The 15,643-nt window shown below is 59.0% G+C and carries 14 protein-coding genes; 13 read left to right on the plus strand and 1 reads right to left on the minus strand.

Annotated features, from left to right (window positions below):
* Nucleotides 1-260 precede the first annotated feature (260 nt).
* The 4 genes from hgcC (at nt 261) to DIC75_RS02610 (ending at nt 2,571) form a co-directional block, all read left to right on the plus strand.
* Nucleotides 261-542, plus strand: a complete 282-nt coding sequence (gene hgcC / locus DIC75_RS02595; RefSeq protein ID WP_250986949.1) for an HgcAB-associated protein HgcC — start codon at nt 261-263, stop codon at nt 540-542.
* 15 nt (nt 543-557) lie between these two features.
* Nucleotides 558-1,400 carry an arsenite methyltransferase gene (gene arsM, locus DIC75_RS02600; RefSeq protein WP_250986449.1) on the plus strand — a complete coding sequence of 281 codons (843 nt, stop codon included), beginning with the start codon at nt 558-560 and terminating at the stop codon, nt 1,398-1,400.
* A 193-nt stretch (nt 1,401-1,593) separates the two neighbouring features.
* Complete coding sequence (locus DIC75_RS02605; RefSeq protein WP_284738347.1) at nt 1,594-1,731, plus strand: HepT-like ribonuclease domain-containing protein; 138 nt, start codon at nt 1,594-1,596, stop codon at nt 1,729-1,731.
* A gap of 237 nt (nt 1,732-1,968) precedes the next feature.
* A complete protein-coding gene (locus tag DIC75_RS02610) occupies nt 1,969-2,571 on the plus strand; it encodes a CDP-alcohol phosphatidyltransferase family protein (RefSeq protein ID WP_250986451.1) in 603 nt (200 codons plus the stop codon).
* Here the strand turns inward: DIC75_RS02610 and DIC75_RS02615 are convergent.
* Nucleotides 2,534-4,984 carry an oligosaccharyl transferase, archaeosortase A system-associated gene (locus tag DIC75_RS02615; RefSeq protein ID WP_250986452.1) on the minus strand — a complete coding sequence of 817 codons (2,451 nt, stop codon included), beginning with the start codon at nt 4,982-4,984 and terminating at the stop codon, nt 2,534-2,536. The two genes, DIC75_RS02610 and DIC75_RS02615, sit on opposite strands and share 38 nt — an antisense overlap.
* A gap of 133 nt (nt 4,985-5,117) precedes the next feature.
* Between DIC75_RS02615 and DIC75_RS02620 the strand changes: the two genes are divergently transcribed.
* The 9 genes from DIC75_RS02620 (at nt 5,118) to DIC75_RS02660 (ending at nt 15,565) form a co-directional block, all read left to right on the plus strand.
* Complete coding sequence (locus DIC75_RS02620) at nt 5,118-6,239, plus strand: glycosyltransferase family 4 protein (protein WP_250986453.1); 1,122 nt, start codon at nt 5,118-5,120, stop codon at nt 6,237-6,239.
* A 62-nt stretch (nt 6,240-6,301) separates the two neighbouring features.
* A complete protein-coding gene (locus DIC75_RS02625) occupies nt 6,302-7,531 on the plus strand; it encodes a GDP-mannose 4,6-dehydratase (protein ID WP_250986454.1) in 1,230 nt (409 codons plus the stop codon).
* On the plus strand, nt 7,528-8,598 hold the full coding sequence (locus DIC75_RS02630) for a glycosyltransferase (RefSeq protein WP_250986455.1): 1,071 nt from the start codon (nt 7,528-7,530) through the stop codon (nt 8,596-8,598). Before DIC75_RS02625 ends, DIC75_RS02630 begins: the two co-directional genes overlap by 4 nt.
* Nucleotides 8,588-9,367, plus strand: coding sequence for an ABC transporter permease (locus DIC75_RS02635; RefSeq protein WP_250986456.1), 780 nt, complete (start codon nt 8,588-8,590; stop codon nt 9,365-9,367). Before DIC75_RS02630 ends, DIC75_RS02635 begins: the two co-directional genes overlap by 11 nt.
* A complete protein-coding gene (locus DIC75_RS02640; protein WP_250986457.1) occupies nt 9,368-10,558 on the plus strand; it encodes an ABC transporter ATP-binding protein in 1,191 nt (396 codons plus the stop codon).
* A gap of 11 nt (nt 10,559-10,569) precedes the next feature.
* Entirely contained in the window at nt 10,570-12,141 is a 1,572-nt protein-coding gene (locus DIC75_RS02645; RefSeq protein WP_250986458.1) for a class I SAM-dependent methyltransferase, read from the plus strand.
* Between the two features lie 248 nt (nt 12,142-12,389).
* Nucleotides 12,390-13,262, plus strand: coding sequence for a glycosyltransferase (locus DIC75_RS02650; protein ID WP_250986459.1), 873 nt, complete (start codon nt 12,390-12,392; stop codon nt 13,260-13,262).
* The gene (locus DIC75_RS02655; protein WP_250986460.1) at nt 13,259-14,557 is read left to right on the plus strand and encodes a glycosyltransferase family 4 protein; all 1,299 of its coding nucleotides are present in this window, start codon (nt 13,259-13,261) and stop codon (nt 14,555-14,557) included. The genes DIC75_RS02650 and DIC75_RS02655 overlap by 4 nt, the downstream gene beginning before the upstream one ends.
* A 306-nt stretch (nt 14,558-14,863) precedes the next feature.
* On the plus strand, nt 14,864-15,565 hold the full coding sequence (locus tag DIC75_RS02660) for a class I SAM-dependent methyltransferase (protein ID WP_250986461.1): 702 nt from the start codon (nt 14,864-14,866) through the stop codon (nt 15,563-15,565).
* The last annotated feature ends 78 nt before the right edge of the window (nt 15,566-15,643 follow it).

Consider the following 15,643-nt stretch of genomic DNA (forward strand, 5'->3'; position numbering starts at 1 on the left):
CCTTCGGCCGGAGTCCGGAGGGTGAACAGGTTCGGCGGACGGTTCGACCGGGCTGAGGATGGCCGCTGCCCGGCTTTATGGTGCCGTTCGCGGAGGCCGCCGACCACTATCCGGTTGAGATCACTCTCCCATGGAAATCTCCATGGGACCCGCGCCTGTTCCCCGGCCGGCACCCTCCAGCAGGTTCCAATTTTTCAGAATATTCAGAATATTCGGAATATTTATGTGCTCTCGCAGACAACCCTGATCCGGTGAGCCACATGGAAGATGTCCCGAAAGACGAGCGGAAATCCTCCTGTTCCGGTGCCTGCACGATCGAGGCGGTCGTGAGCGTCGACGCACGGGGGCAGGTGGTGCTTCCGAAAGATATCCGCGAATGGGCAGGGATCGCTCCCGGCGACCGGCTTGCGGTCGTCTTCTGGGGGAAGGAAGGAGATGTCTGCTGCATCACGCTGATCAAGGCGAGCTGTTTCAACGGTATGGTGACGGCGCTGCTCTCCCCCATGACGGAGGAGATCGCGGGCAGAGGAGAACAGAACTAACCAGGAGTTATCGCGATGAAGAAAGAAGATATTCACAAGCAGGTACGGAATGCATACGGGCAGGTGGCTGCCCGGCAGGGCGGATGCGGCTGCGGCACCGGGTGCTGCGGCACGGGGCGATCGGTCGAATCGGTGAGCCTCGGCGTCGGCTATTCGGAGGACGATCTCGGGCAGGCGCCGGAGGGCGCGAACCTGGGGCTCGGGTGCGGCAACCCCGTGGCTCTCGCCTCGCTTCGGGAAGGCGAAGTCGTCCTTGACCTGGGGTCGGGGGCGGGGTTCGACTCCTTCCTTGCGGCGGAGCGTGTCGGCCCGACGGGCCGCGTCATCGGCGTCGATATGACGCCCGAGATGCTTGATAAGGCGCGGGAGAACGCAAAAAAGAGTGGGCGGACGAACGTGGAGTTCCGTCTCGGCGAGATCGAGCACCTGCCGGTGGCGGACAGCTCCGTCGACGTGATCCTCTCAAACTGCGTCATCAACCTCTCTACGGATAAATCGCAGGTGTTTAGAGAGGCGTTCCGGGTTCTCCGCCCCGGCGGGAGGCTCATGGTCTCCGACATCGTGCTGGCGGCGCCCCTCCCGGCCCCGCTCGCCGAGTCGACGCTTCTCTACAGCAGCTGCGTCGCGGGAGCGCTGGTGAAGGAGGAGTACCTCGACAGTATCGCCGGTGCGGGCTTTACGGAGATCGCGGTCCAGGGGGAGACGGTCTTCCCGCTCGACCTGATCGTGAGCGAGCCGGAACTTGCCGGGCTCCTCGGCGAGGACGAGAGGGCGTCGATCGAAAAGAGCATCGTGAGCGTCAGGGTCGGCGCCAGGAAACCGGCGGGCTGCGGCTGCGGCTGCAACGGGACGTGCTAGGCTCTTCCCTATTTTTGCGCGACCCGGGGAGTTGCGCTCCCACCCGCGGGTCTGCACGGCCCGCTGCATCCTCCACTCCGGTGTCCCGGGATGGGGCGCCAGAGTGGCGGGGCGGGACACATGCCTGTGCCGACCCGTTTCGTATCGTGCAGGAACACGGGTTCTTCGATGAAGACCAAAACGTCTGCAAACGATGGCCTGGTTCAGGAACCGGTTGATCCACATCTATTGGGATATCGACAACGACAGGATTTACGACCTGCTCCGGGAAGATGTCGGCGACATTGAGCAGTACCTCGCCGAATATATTCGTGCCCTGCAGAGGAAGTGAAGGCTCTCTCCTGTTCTCTAAGCCTCCTCCAGTTTCCGAGGTCCACAGTATACGGGTGCTCCGGCTGCCGGAACACCCGCTTCCTATCACCGAGCGGCAGAATGATTACATCCATAATTATTACGGACATAATCATTACCCGGTCCGGGAGAGACACCCTTATCTCCCGGAGCGACGATCCCCTGCCATGGTACGGTCGGGGGCGGTCGCGGATCATCTCTTCGGGGTGACGGGCCGGTGATCGAGGAGCGGCTCCGGGCAGGGACGAACGGGGCGCTCACGCGGATCGCGGCCCTCGTCGCCCGGACGGGGGCGACCCCGAACACCCTCACGCTGCTCGGGTTTGCCGGGATGGCGGCCGCAGGGATCCTCTGCGCCGGAGGATCGTTCTTTGCCGCCGGGATCGTGGTCGCCGCATCGTGCATCTTCGACGCACTCGACGGGGCGCTCGCCCGGGTGACCGGTGCCGCTTCGCTCTTCGGGGCGTTCTTCGACTCGTTCCTGGACCGCTACGCGGAGGCGGCGGTCTACGGCGGGCTCGTCGTCCACTACGCGGGGGCGGGGACGCCCTGGGGCGTCGAGGCCGCGTTTGCCGCCGCAGTCGGGTCGCTGATGGTCAGTTACGCCCGGGCCCGGGCCGAAGGGCTCGGGGTGGCGTGCCGGGCCGGCCTCTTCGCCCGGCCGGAGCGGATCGCGGTCATCATCGCCGGACTGGTGACTGGGTTTGTCCTTCCTGCGCTCGTCATCCTCGCGGTCGCGACGAACGCCACCGCGGTCCGGCGGCTCCTCTGCGTCAGGGGGGCTACGCTCTCCCTGTCACGGCCTCCTCGGTCGCCGTGAACTCTTCGTTTCCGATCCGGTAGTTCCCGGCGGTCTTCACGTCGTAGGGGTTGCCGGTGGTGGAGTACGGGACGACGAAGGTCCCGTTCTCGCTTTGCTGCCGGTAAAGGAACTCCCGCCCGGTGTTGGTGACGACCGTGACCTCGATGACGCCCTCGCCCGGGATCACGGCGCCGTCGACGAATTCAAAGACCTTCACGCTCGTTTCCGCGTCGGGGGAGGACTCGTAGACGAGCCGGTAGTGTTTGAGCGCCGGGAGGGTCCCGGGCGGCGTCGCGGCATCGGTCCCGAAGACCGCGGCCTTCCCCGGTCCCGTGTAGGCGTCGGCCACCGCCTGCGCCCCGGCCGGGTTCATCTCGCGGCTTGCGGTCAGTCTCGCGTAGCCGGTCTCCGGGACCGAAGCGGTGTCGTACTCGACGTAGAGGGCCTTTTCCGGCTCCGTCATCGTCCCGTCGAGGACCTGCAGCCGCACCGCCATCGTCTCAAAGTAGGCCTCCTTGTAGAACGATTCGATGCTGTAGGCGTTCTCTCTTCCCGGCACCGGCACGAGGAGCGCCGTCGCGTAGGGTGCGGTCCCCGCCGTCGCATTGTGCCAGTAGGCGATGGCCGGGAACCCTTCGGCGGCCATCCTGCCGTCGGTGACGATGTAGCGGGAGCCGGCCGCCGCGAGGGCCACGTCGGCCTTCTCCTCGGCGGTGGCGAGGAAGAACCCGGTGGCCCGGGGAACGTGGTCCTGGAATGGATTGGTGTTCGGTATCCGCTGCGCGATGAAGGTGATCCAGTGGCCGTAGTCCCACCAGGACATGACGCCGTAGGACTCTTCGGGATAGGTGAAGCCATTCTTCTCGAAGATCGCGTAGTAGTCCACGCCGGGGCCGGGGGTATGAGCGTTCATCCACTCGAGGGCGTCGCGCCAGTCGTCGGCGAGGATGGTGCGGGGGACGCCGTTTACGGCGTAGCCGATGTTTTCGGAGGCCGATGCCCCGACGAGAGCCATGATGAGGAGGACGGCGATCCCGACGGCGGCGACCTCCGCGGTGGGAAGCGTCTTCTTCTTCTTTTTGCTCTCGGGCTCCCGGAGGAACGCGGCCGTCTTGCTAAATCCGTAACCGAGCGCCCACGCGATGACGACCCCCGCAAGGAGCGCGAGGTTCACGGCGAGGTAATACTCGAACCGCAGGTGCTGGATGGTCGCAATCAGGATGATGACCGACCAGACGATGGCAAAGAGGAGTTCGGGCCGGTTCTCGCGCCGGGCCCGGAGGGCGAGGAGCACGAGCCCGGCGGGGATGAGGAGGAGGCCGACGTTGAAACTCTGCCACGCGAGGGAGGCATCCCACGGTGCCATCTCCCGGATGGCGGTGGCCGACATGTCCCGGCCGAAGAACGTTATAAGACCGCCGGCCATCGTCCTCCCGATATCGGTAAGCCCGAGGAAGGCGACGCCGGTGATTCCGAGCGCGGCAAGTGCGGCGAGGTACTCGTTCCGTCTTCCTTTGAGCACCAGCGAGATGCCGGAGAGGAGGGCGGTCGCGGCGATCAGGAGGAGGTAGGCGTAGACGTGGCCGACGGAATAGAGCGAGAGGTTCTGCGAGTCGACCATGAACCCGGAGAGCGGCAGGAAGATCGTGGGAACAACGAAGGCGACGGCGTTGACGAGGAGGAGCCCCTCCGGCCCGGTGCCGTCGAGGTGGTTCCGTACGGCCTGGAGTACCGTGAAGACTCCGGCGATGAGCGCGAAGAGGATCATCGTCGGCATGACGAGGAGGCCGAGGAGGTAGGCGGCCCCGGCGCCGAGGGCGAGGAGCGCGACGGGGAGGATGGTTTTCGTCTCCGCGAGCGTTACCGGGTGCCGGGCGGCATACGCGAGCGCGGCGATGTAGGCGAGGCAGAAGAGGGTGGAGAAGAGGGTTTCCGCAACATGGTGGTCGACGAACCCGAAGATCGACCGCGCGAAGAACGATGCCGAAACGATCGTGATGAGCCCGGCGGCGGCGAGGCCGGTTGTTCTGTCGGCGAGGGTCTTTCCGGTGAGGTAAACCCCCGGGACGACGGCGGCAGCGAGAAGCGGGGGGACCCACGCGGCGGTATAAACGATCTCGGGCCGGGTGGCCGCCCCGGCGAGGAGGCAGAGGGTGGCGGTGATGAGCGGGAAGAGCGGTCCCCACGCGACCTCCTTCCCCGTCGGGTAGGCGGTCATGGGGTCGAACCAGGCGTAGCCGGGGTAGTTCGCCGCGATCATCTCGACCTGGCGGAGGTTGTACCAGGCGTCGGTGCCGATGAGGCTGGTGAACGAGCCGTCGACGAGCGCGGCGTGGGGGATTGCCCGGAGGAGGACCGCCACGATCATGAAGAGGAGCAGCACGGCGGCGGTGAGGGCGGTTTTATGTTCTTTTAGTGCAGCGGGAGCCATAGGTCGTACGTTGATCTTGGGGGCGGCCGGTAATTAAGGGGTACGGCTGGAGGTTGGTCCGCCACCGGATGAATACTTATTTCCCCGGTCTCTGGTAACCTATCAGTCGAAGACACCTGCAGGGTTTCCGCCGATGAAGATCGCCTACGTCTACGACGCCGTCTACCCCTGGGTGAAGGGCGGGGTCGAGAAGCGCATCCGCGAGGTCTCGGTCCGGCTTGCGGACCGGGGGCACGAGGTCCACGTTTACGGGATGCGCTCCTGGGACGGTCCGGCGGTGCTTGAGCGCGACGGGGTGACCCTCCACGGGGTCTGTCCCGGCGAGGCGCTGTATTCCGGCGGCAGGCGGACGGTCCCGCAGGCGCTCCGGTTCGGCTCTTCGGTGCTCCGGCCGCTTCTCGCCTCCGGCGCCGACGTTGTCGACTGCCAGAACTTCCCTTATTTCTCGTGTTTCTCGGCGAAGGGCGCGTCGATGATGCGGGGGATTCCGCTCGTCGTCACCTGGCACGAGGTCTGGGGCGACTACTGGTACGACTACCTCGGACCACGGGGGGTCTTTGGGAAGGCTGTCGAGCGGCTGGCCGCCGGGCTCACCGAGCACCACATCGCCGTCTCGCCCTCGACGGCCCGGGCCCTCGAGGGCCTCGGGGTCACCGGACCGGTCCCGGTCGTCCCGAACGGGATCGACACGGAGCGGATCGCGGCCGTCGCCCCGGCGGCGGAGGGCTCCGACGTCATCTTCACCGGCCGGCTGATCCGGGAAAAAAACGTCGACGTCCTCCTCCGGGCGCTCGTCCCGGTCCGGGAGGAGGTCCCCGACCTCCGGGCCCTGGTCGTCGGCGACGGCCCGGAGCGGCCGGCACTCGAAGCCCTCGCGCGCGACCTCGGGCTTGACGGGGCGGTGACGTTCACCGGGTTCCTCCCCGACCACGACGCGGTCATCGCCGCGATGAAGGCGTCACGGGTCTTCGTCCTCCCCTCGACCCGCGAGGGTTTCGGGATCGCGGCGCTGGAGGCGATGGCCTGCGGCCTCCCGGTGGTGACGACGGACCATTCCGGGAACGCGGCGGCGGATCTGGTTGTCCCCGGGGTGAGCGGGTTCCGCTCGGGGCTCTCGGCGGGGGAGATGGGGGGGAGGATTCTCGCGGCGCTTGATCTGCACCGGACCCGGGCATCCGACTGCCGGGCAGCAGCGGCAGCATATGATTGGGGACGGATTGTCGATATACTCGAAAAGGTTTATCAAAATTCCTGACCAACTCTGACATCAGGTTTACGCCTTTTAGTTTTTAAGGACCTATGCGGGGAGCAGATTGCATGTCATGGAAGGATAGGAGCGTTTTAATTACCGGGATCAGCGGGTTTGCCGGGTCGTACCTGGCCCGGTATTTGATCGATGAGGGTGCGCACATCTATGGGCTTGTCCGGAGGCGGGCGGACGGCGCCATTCCTCAGAATATCGCCTGGAAGAAGATCGAGAACGGCATAACCTTTCTTGAAGGAAACCTGGAGGATATCTCCGGGCTGGCCACGGCGCTCGATACTGCGCAGCCGGACACAATCTTCCACCTTGCCGCACAATCTTTTGTCCCCCGGTCGTTCTCTCATCCGATCGAAACCGCCCAGATGAATTCCATCGGCACGAACAACCTTCTTGAGGCGGTGCGCCGGAAGGACTGCGACCCGACGATCGTCTTTGCCGGATCGTCCGAGGAGTACGGGCTGGTCTTCAGCTCCGAGGAGCAGTACGAGCGGGCGAAGGCGAAGTACGGAACAATCTATCCCGAGCCGGTCTCGATCCCCGAAGTGCCTATCAGGGAGACCAATCCCCTCCGTCCCATGTCGCCGTACGCCGTGAGCAAGGTCTGCGGCGACCACCTGATGCGCAACTACTTCTACACCTACGGCACGAAGGCGATCGTCTCCCGGGCCTTCAACCACGAAGGGGCCGGGCGCGGGAGCATGTTCGTCACCTCGGTCGCGACGAATCAGGTCGCGAAGTATGCGGCGGGAGATATCGACCACATCACCATCGGGAACGTCAACGCCTTCCGCGACTGGTCGCACGTTATGGACACCATCCACGGCTACTGCCTGATCGCTGATGCGGGCCATCCCGGCGACGTCTACAACCAGGGCTCGATGCGGACGACCTCCGTCCTCTCTTACATCCTCCTCTCCCTTGAGAACGCCGGGATGCCGGTCGACCGGATCGAGAGCATCAAAAACGACAAGGCCGTCGAGGCGCCGACCGAGAAGGACACGTCCGCCGTCTTCGGCGTGCCGTTCGAGAAGACGAAGGTCGACCGGATGCTGCTTGAAGGGGCGATCGAGTTCGCCGCCAACGACCAGGGCATCATCGCCAGATCGGGCGACAAAAAGATCCCGATCCTCTTTGACCCCGAGCGGTTCCGGCCCGCCGAGGTCCCGATCCTGTTTGCGGACACGACAAAGATCAGGCGCCTCGGGTTCTCGTCCACCTACAGCGTCGAGGATATCATCCGGGATCAGCTCAACTTCTACATGGACGAGAAGAAGCGGGTATGAAAATCGCGATCGTCCATGACTATTTCGGGGCGATCGGGGGCGGCGAACGGGTCGTCCTCACCCTCGCGAAGATCCTGAACGCCGACGTCATCACGACCGACACGGATGCGGCCGCAAAACTGGACAACGGGGTCCGGGTCACGAGTCTTGGAAGCACGGTCAAACTCCCGCCCTTCAAGCAGATCTCCGCCACCTGGAAGTTTGCCTCCGCCGATTTCTCGGACGACTACGATTTCTTCATCTTCACCGGGAACTGGAGCCACCACGCCGCCCGGCGCCACCACCCGAACCTCTGGTACTGTTATACGCCGGTGCGGGCGTTCTACGACCTCTACGGGACGTTTCTGTCGCGGCAGGGGTTTGTTTCCCGGCAGGCGTTCCGGGCGTGGGTGGCGTTCTCCCGGCGGCAGGACCAGCGTTCCGTGAGCCGGGTCGACCGGGTCGTAACGATATCGGAGAACGTCCGGCAGAGGATCTGCACCTGCTACGGCCGTGATGCGGAGGTCGTCTACCCTCCCGTCGACGTGTCGCGGTATCGTTGCGAGGGTTATGGGGACTTCTGGCTCTCGGTGAACCGCCTCTACCCGGAAAAGCGGATCGAGCTGCAGATCGAAGCCTTCCGGTCGATGCCGGACGAGCGCCTGGTCATCGTCGGCGGATACGCCGCCGGGGACCACGCGGGCCGGTATGCGGCCCGGCTCATGGAAGACCTCCCGGAGAACGTCGAGATCCGGGGGGAGGTCTCCGAAGAGGAGCTGATCGACCTCTACGCCCGGTGCAGGGGCCACGTCTGCACGGCCCTGGACGAGGACTTCGGCCTGACGCCGGTGGAGGCGATGGCCGCCGGCAAGCCGGTGGTCGCGGTGAACGAGGGCGGGTTTTGCGAGACGGTGACGGCGGAGACGGGGATGCTCGTCGATGCCGATCCCGGAAGGATTGCATCGGCGGTTCTGGCGGTCTCGGCCGACCCGGAGCGTTACCGGGAGGCCTGCCTGGCGCGGGCGAGACTGTTTGACCTGTCTGTTTTCGCGGACCGGATCCGGCGTGTGGTGAATGATGGCGTTTGACCATTTGAAGACTCTCTACGGTTACCGGAATCTCATCTGGGTGCTCGCCTGGGGGGAGTTTAAGCAGCGCTACAAAAATTCGGTCCTGGGTTACTTCTGGTCACTCCTCGAGCCGCTCCTGATGCTCGTGGTCCTCTACGTGGTCTTCTCGAACCTGATGCGGATCGAGGTGGAGTACTACCAGCTCTTCCTGCTGCTTGGCATCATTCTCTGGAACTTCCTCTCCCGGGCAACATCCATGGGGCTTAATGCAATCCTCGGGAAGCCGAGTATGGTCCAGAAGATTTACTTCCCCCGTGAGATCCTCGTGATCTCGTCCTGCATCACGGCGCTCCTGATGAGCATCTTTGAGTCTCTGGTCTTTATCGCCTTCATGACGGTCTTTCAGGTGCCCCTCTCGGCAAATCTCATCTACGTGCCGCTGATCCTGGTGCTCCTCTTCCTCGTGTCCCTGGGGCTTTCTCTCGCTCTTGCCGCACTGAATGTGTTTTACCGGGACGTCCAGTTCATCTGGGCGGTGATTCTCCAGGCCGGGTTCTTTGCGACGCCGATCCTCTACCCGGTCACCATCTTCCCGGAGACCCTGCAGGGGATCTTCCTCCTCAACCCCATGGCCCATATCATCATCTCGGCACGCGACGCGATCATTTATTCCACTCCTCCGGCAGCCGGATCGCTCCTCTATGCGGGAGTAATGGCCGTGCTTACACTCATAATCGGATACATTATTTTTGCCCTGTACGAACCTCGTTTCGCGGAGGAGATGTAAATGAGCGTCATCGACGTCGAACACCTGGAGAAGGTCTTCCGCATTCCGCACGAGAAGCGGACGACCATCTTTGAAGCCCTGACCGGCCTTCTCAGGCCTACAAACTACGAGACCTTCCCTGCTCTGCGGGACGTGACGTTCTCGGTAGAGGAGGGAGAGATGCTCGGGATCATCGGGGAGAACGGGAGCGGGAAGAGCACGCTCTTAAAGATCCTCGCCGGGATCATGCGGCCGACGTCGGGGACGGTCACCGTCAACCGCCGAATGACGCCATTCCTCGAGCTCGGTGTCGGGTTCAACCCGGATTTCACGGCGGTCGAGAATATCCGGACCTACGCGACGATCATGGGCCTCTCGAAGCGGGAGATCAACGGCAAGGTCGACGAGATCCTGGCGTTTGCCGGGCTTGAGACGTTTCGGGACGCGAAACTGAAGAACTTCTCCTCCGGCATGCAGGTGCGGCTCGCCTTCTCGACCGCGATTCAGACCAACCCTGAGATACTGTTGATGGACGAGGTGCTCGCCGTCGGCGACATGGAGTTCCAGCAGAAGTGTATGGATGTGCTGAACCGCTACCGCAACGAGGGCGTCACGATCGTCTTCGTCTCCCACGACCTTGGTTCGGTCAGGCGGTTCTGCGACCGGACACTTCTCCTCCGGCACGGAGAGCAGGTGGCTCTCGGGGAGACGGATGAGGTGATCGACCGGTATGTCTACGGGAAGGTCGCGGAGGAACCCCCTACCGAAGACGCCCTTCCCGTCGATGATGAGACGTCCCCCGGGAACGGGCGGGTGAAGATCACGGGCGTAAAGTACCTCAACAAGTTTGGCTCTGAGAGCGCCCGGTTCAACGCCTTCGATCCAATGACCATCCGGATCTTCTACTCGGCCCGGGATCGGGTCCCGGATCCGGTCTTCGGCATCGCTCTCTACTCCGAACGCGGGGAGCACCTCTATGGGACGAATACCGAGTTGAAAGACGTTTCGATCGAGTATATTATCGGCGAGGGGCATATAGATCTCCAGATTGACCGGATTCCGATGCTCGCCGGGCGTTTCTTGGTGACGGTTGCAGCCCACACCCACAGCGGGGAGCGCTATGACTGGCAGGACAAGGCGTATTCGTTCGATGTCATCCCCACAGGGAGGGATGCCGGGCTCTTTGATATTCCCTGTTTATGGCGGCGGTGAAGAAGATACCTATGAGCGATACTCCGTTTGAGATCAAGGACGACGAGATCAACGTCGAAGAGATAATGGGAAAGATCCGGGAGAACATCCGGCGAAGGAAGGAGGCCGGGGTCTACCCACCTGACCCGAGCCCGGCAGCCCCGCAGGATCCGGCCGGGGCCAACACCGAGATCGCGCGGGACCTTGCCTATCTCTCCGGCAACTGGAACATCCAGAACAACAGTTACTTCATCAGTTCCCACCGGCCCGTCGTCGGGAAGTATCTGGTAAAGGGCCGGGAGCTCGTTCACGGCGAGGTCCGGCGCTACGTCGACCCGGTGATCTGGAAGCAGGCCGAGTTCAACCGGGCTACAGGCCGGGTGCTCGAAGACGTGGCCCGGCAGGTATCCGAGATCGAGTCCCTCCGGCAGCAGATCAGGGAGGACACCACCAGACAGATCCAGGCGACTATCGGTGAGGTGCGCTCAAGGCTCAAGGAGCGGCTCCGGGAGCAGGATATTGAGGTCAGGAACGGGATCTCGGAGGCCGAGGAGCAGATCCGAAATGAGGTCGCGGAGCTGGTCGCACAGGTGAAAGCGGAGATCGCCGAAGAGGTCGGGGAGCAGATCCGGGCCGAGTTGACGGGACTTGCCCCGCAGTTGAAAGCCGAGATCGCCCGGAAGGTCGAGGAACGGCTCAGAGGCGAGGTTACGGCGGCGGTCACGCAGGCGAAGGCCGAGATAATCACAGAGGCTGAGGAGCGGATCCCGGGCGAGGTCACAGAGCAGGTGCAGTCCGCAATCCTCGCGATGGACACCGATATCGAGAACCGGGCGTGGCTGGCGAAGGTTCTTGAGGGCAGGGCTCTCGAGGGTGCATCCGGGGCGGCTGAACGCCCCGAATCTCCCTCTGCCGGGACGGGGGTGAACTACATCGCCTTTGAGGACCACTTCCGGGGCTCCCGGGAGGATATCAAGGAGCGGCAGAGGGCGTTCGTCCACTACTTCGAGGGCTGCAGCAACGTTCTCGACATCGGCTGCGGCCGGGGTGAGTTCCTCGAACTGATGCGGGAGCAGGGCATCGGGGTCCGCGGCGTGGACCTCGACGAGACGATGGTGGAGTTCTGCCGCTCCCGGGATCTCGCGGTCGAACTGAACGATGCGGTTTTGTACCTCGAACATCTCGAGGACGCGAGTCTTGATGGGGTCTTTATTGACCAAGTCGTCGAGCACCTCGAGCCTGGCTATCTTGTCCGGCTGCTCGATCTCTGTTACCGGAAATTGAAATCTGGCTACTATCTCGTCGCCGAGACGGTGAACCCGCTCTCGTTTGTCTCGTTTGCGAATTTCTACATCGACATGACCCATGTCAGGCCGGTTCATCCTGAGACGCTGAAATTCCTTTTTGGGGCTGTGGGATTCAGGGAGATCGAGGCTCAGTTCTCCTCACCGGTACCGGATGAAGCGAGGCTGCGGCAGCTGCCAGTGGAGGAGAGGGTAAACGAGGCAGAACGGCTGCAGGCTGACATTTACAACAGAAACATCGGTTTGTTGAACGAAACGATCTATGGAGCGCAGGACTATGCAGTTGTTGGAAAGAAGTAATTCGAAGCGACTGAATACATGCTCATATCTGAAAATAATTTTCCCATTCTAAAGAGATCAGCGAGTTGATACGATTGAAAATTGCACTGTGCGCGGTCCAAGTGCCGTTTGTCAGAGGGGGAGCAGAATCTCTTTGTGATAACCTCTATACTGAATTATGCAGACGGAATTGTGAAGTTGAGTATATTAAGATTCCTTTCAGGTGGTCCCCTCCACAAGAGATCGTCAACCATTCTCTAGTCTGGAGATTGCTTGATCTTACAGAGAGTAATGGTTCGAAAATCGATGGAGTTATAGCAACAAAATTTCCTTCATATCTGGTTAAACACGATACGAAGGTCGTATGGCTGCTCCATCAGCATCGACAAGCATATGATCTAGCACACACGCAGTTTGACAACCTTGCAACCTATGGCACGCTTGGCAAGATCGTGCGGAAAAAGATCCATCAAATGGATAATATTGGGTTCACCGAGAGTAAAAAAGTCTATACGATCGCACAGAATGTCGCAAACCGGCTCTGGGGCTTTAACCAGTTGCATGGAGAGGCGTTGTATCCCCCTCCTCCCCTCATGGGCAGATATCGTTGCGGTAAGTATGATAACTACATCTTCTATCCGAGCAGGCTTGATTCAGCGAAACGCCAGGATCTTGTAATCAAAGCAATGAGGTATGTCCATCGCGATCTGAGGTTGATAATATCGGGAACGGGCCCCTCGCAGGAGCGATATAAGGCAATCGCGCGTGAATATGGAGTGGCTGATAGAGTTGATTTCCTTGGATACGTGTCTGATGAACAATTGCTCGAATTATACAGTAATGCTTTCTGTGTTGCTTACACCCCAGTTGACGAGGATCTGGGTTATGTTACTATGGAGTCATTTTTTTCCAAAAAGCCTGTAATAACATGCACTGACTCTGGAGGAACTTTAGAATTTGTCAGAGATGAGGAGAACGGCTATATCGCACATCCATCCCTGGAGGATATTGCCCAAAAAATAAATGCATTATACGAGAGTGATCGCGCCCGAACTATGGGTGAGAATGGCTATCAGGCAATGAGGAATATGAATTTATCGTGGGATCATGTTGTCGATAAACTTTTGGGGCCGATGCGATGAAAATAGCGTACTTCTCGCCTGTATCCCCCCAGAAAACTGGAATTGCCGATTATTCTGAAGTTGAGTTGCTGCCATACCTCCCCCATCACTTGGATATTGATATTTTCATTGACACGAAAATACGGCCAAATAATGACGATTTAAAGAAAAAATTTAATATCTATCCATATACCGATTATGAGAAAATGAAGGAATCCTATGACATCCCACTCTATCACGTGGGGAACAACGAGTGTCACGACTATATCTATCGTTCTCTAATAAAAAACCCTGGAATTACTATTTTCCATGACATCTATTTACATAACTTCTTATGGAGTGTTTCTATTGGTCAAGGCAGCACTGATCGCTATAGAGAAGAGTTTAAATATTGTTATGGTGAAGAGGGGTTGAATATAGCAGACCGCGCGATTGGAACAGGTGCATATCCGGAGTTTGACTATCCCCTCATTAAAAGAATCCTTGACCACAGTTTGGGAGTCATTTGCCACAATGATTTTAGCATACAGGTTGCCCTTAAAGAGAAACCCGACGCTAGTATCACGAAAATTCACCATCCTTTGACGATCCCCCAAGAGATAAAAGATCTGGAAAGTCAGAATGCCCGGAAGATTAAGGAAAACCTTTCAATAGAGGCGAAGAAACCGATTATTGTAAGTTTTGGTTTCATATCGTCGCATAAGCGGTATCATGTCTTGCTGAGAGCGTTTAAGAAACTATTAGTTGAATTCCCTGATGCAGTTCTTCTCCTCGTTGGAAAAGATCTCATGGGAATTGATAATCTGATCACCAGTCTCGGCCTAGCAGGATCAGTTATTAAGGCTGGTTTCGTTCCTTTCACAGACATCGTCAAATTCCTTGCCATTGCAGATTTTTGCGTCAATCTCCGGCACCCAACGGCAGGTGAGACCAGTGGAAGTGTTCTGAGAATCATGGCAGCGAAAAAGTCCGTCATCGTCTCAGATGTGGGATGGTTCTCTGAAATCCCAGAAGATTGCTGCCTTAAGGTGGCAGTAGATTCCCATGAAGAGGACCTCCTCCTTGCATACATGCAGACTCTCGCTGCGAATGCTAGAATGCGCGAGGCCATCGGAGAGAACGCACTGCGATGGGTAGAGCGTGAACATAACCCCCAGAGAATAGCAGAAGAGTTTTATCGGTATATCAAGTCGGTTGTTGACGGGGATGAGATCGTGATGACACGGGTATCAGAAGCGTTGCTGCATCTGGGTGTTGACGAACAGGATGATAATTTGCTGAGGCACGTCTCAGCATCAATACGGGGTATACTGTAGGAGGGATAAACGGGAGTACAGCGGAAATCCCAGTTCTCCAATGGTACCCTAAAACCTTTCCCTGTAGTGTAAGCCTTCAATAACAGATTGTAGTTTTAAACGGATACGATACATTTTTTAGTGTTTGATGTGAATTTTGAGTCAGATTCACTTAATTAGAAATATTTAGCGAATTACTAGGGTAATGATGTTTGGTGAGAACTATGAACATTGAAATAGACTATCCCATAAATCCGAGGTCGAGATGGACCTCGCTTAAACCGAATAAAGCTCTGCATGATATCATCGAACTCAATGGAGATATCTATGGCAGGTACTATCAGACGATTTCTGCAATTCAAAGAAAAATTCCGGGTAATTTCCCGGGACTTAGATCCTAGAAATCCCTCTGAGCCAAATTGGTTCAATGGTTTTATTCCGGGGCTGGATGCTATTTCACTCTATGGGTTTCTTTGTGTGAATAATCCCAAGCGATATGTGGAAGTAGGTTCTGGTAATTCCACCAAGTTTGCCCGGAAGGCGGTTCAGGACAATCACTTGCAGACAAAGATTACCTCGATCGATCCGTACCCTCGGGCGGAAATCGATAAAATCTGCGATGAAATCGTCCGTAAACCTGTCGAAGATGTCGATATTGCTCTTTTTGAAGGACTTGAAGCAGGGGATATCCTCTTCGTGGATAACTCACACCGCGTATTTACGAATTCGGATGTCACAGTGATATTCCTCGATGTTCTGCCGTGCTTGAAACCGGGCGTCCTTGTGGAGTTTCATGACATCTTCCTCCCATATGACTATCCGGAAGAATGGAATGCCAGATACTACTCAGAACAGTATACGTTGGGGGCGTACCTTCTTGGTGGTGGAAAAGATACTGAAATCCTGCTGCCGAATTGCTATATTTCTCATATTCCCGATCTGCATCGTATATTGTCTCCAATCTGGGGCGATCCCTTGATCGATATTGTTGAAACGTATGGGGGTTCATTTTGGGTTATAAAAAAGTGAATATCCTCACGAGACATCTATCATTGAGGCCGTATCCCCTCTAACTTTTGATTTCGGCAAGCCCGATCACATAGTTGC

This window comes from Methanoculleus oceani (genome assembly GCF_023702065.1).
Classification (GTDB): Archaea; Halobacteriota; Methanomicrobia; order Methanomicrobiales; family Methanoculleaceae; genus Methanoculleus; species Methanoculleus oceani.

Coding starts and splice junctions, on each gene's coding strand:
- DIC75_RS02645 (WP_250986458.1), top strand. CDS start 10,570: ATGAGCGATACTCCGTTTGAGATCAAGGACGACGAGATCAACGTCGAA.
- hgcC (WP_250986949.1), top strand. CDS start 261: ATGGAAGATGTCCCGAAAGACGAGCGGAAATCCTCCTGTTCCGGTGCC.
- DIC75_RS02640 (WP_250986457.1), top strand. CDS start 9,368: ATGAGCGTCATCGACGTCGAACACCTGGAGAAGGTCTTCCGCATTCCG.
- DIC75_RS02660 (WP_250986461.1), top strand. CDS start 14,864: ATGGCAGGTACTATCAGACGATTTCTGCAATTCAAAGAAAAATTCCGG.
- DIC75_RS02620 (WP_250986453.1), top strand. CDS start 5,118: ATGAAGATCGCCTACGTCTACGACGCCGTCTACCCCTGGGTGAAGGGC.
- DIC75_RS02655 (WP_250986460.1), top strand. CDS start 13,259: ATGAAAATAGCGTACTTCTCGCCTGTATCCCCCCAGAAAACTGGAATT.
- arsM (WP_250986449.1), top strand. CDS start 558: ATGAAGAAAGAAGATATTCACAAGCAGGTACGGAATGCATACGGGCAG.
- DIC75_RS02630 (WP_250986455.1), top strand. CDS start 7,528: ATGAAAATCGCGATCGTCCATGACTATTTCGGGGCGATCGGGGGCGGC.
- DIC75_RS02625 (WP_250986454.1), top strand. CDS start 6,302: ATGTCATGGAAGGATAGGAGCGTTTTAATTACCGGGATCAGCGGGTTT.
- DIC75_RS02635 (WP_250986456.1), top strand. CDS start 8,588: ATGGCGTTTGACCATTTGAAGACTCTCTACGGTTACCGGAATCTCATC.
- DIC75_RS02615 (WP_250986452.1), bottom strand. CDS start 4,984: ATGGCTCCCGCTGCACTAAAAGAACATAAAACCGCCCTCACCGCCGCC.
- DIC75_RS02605 (WP_284738347.1), top strand. CDS start 1,594: ATGGCCTGGTTCAGGAACCGGTTGATCCACATCTATTGGGATATCGAC.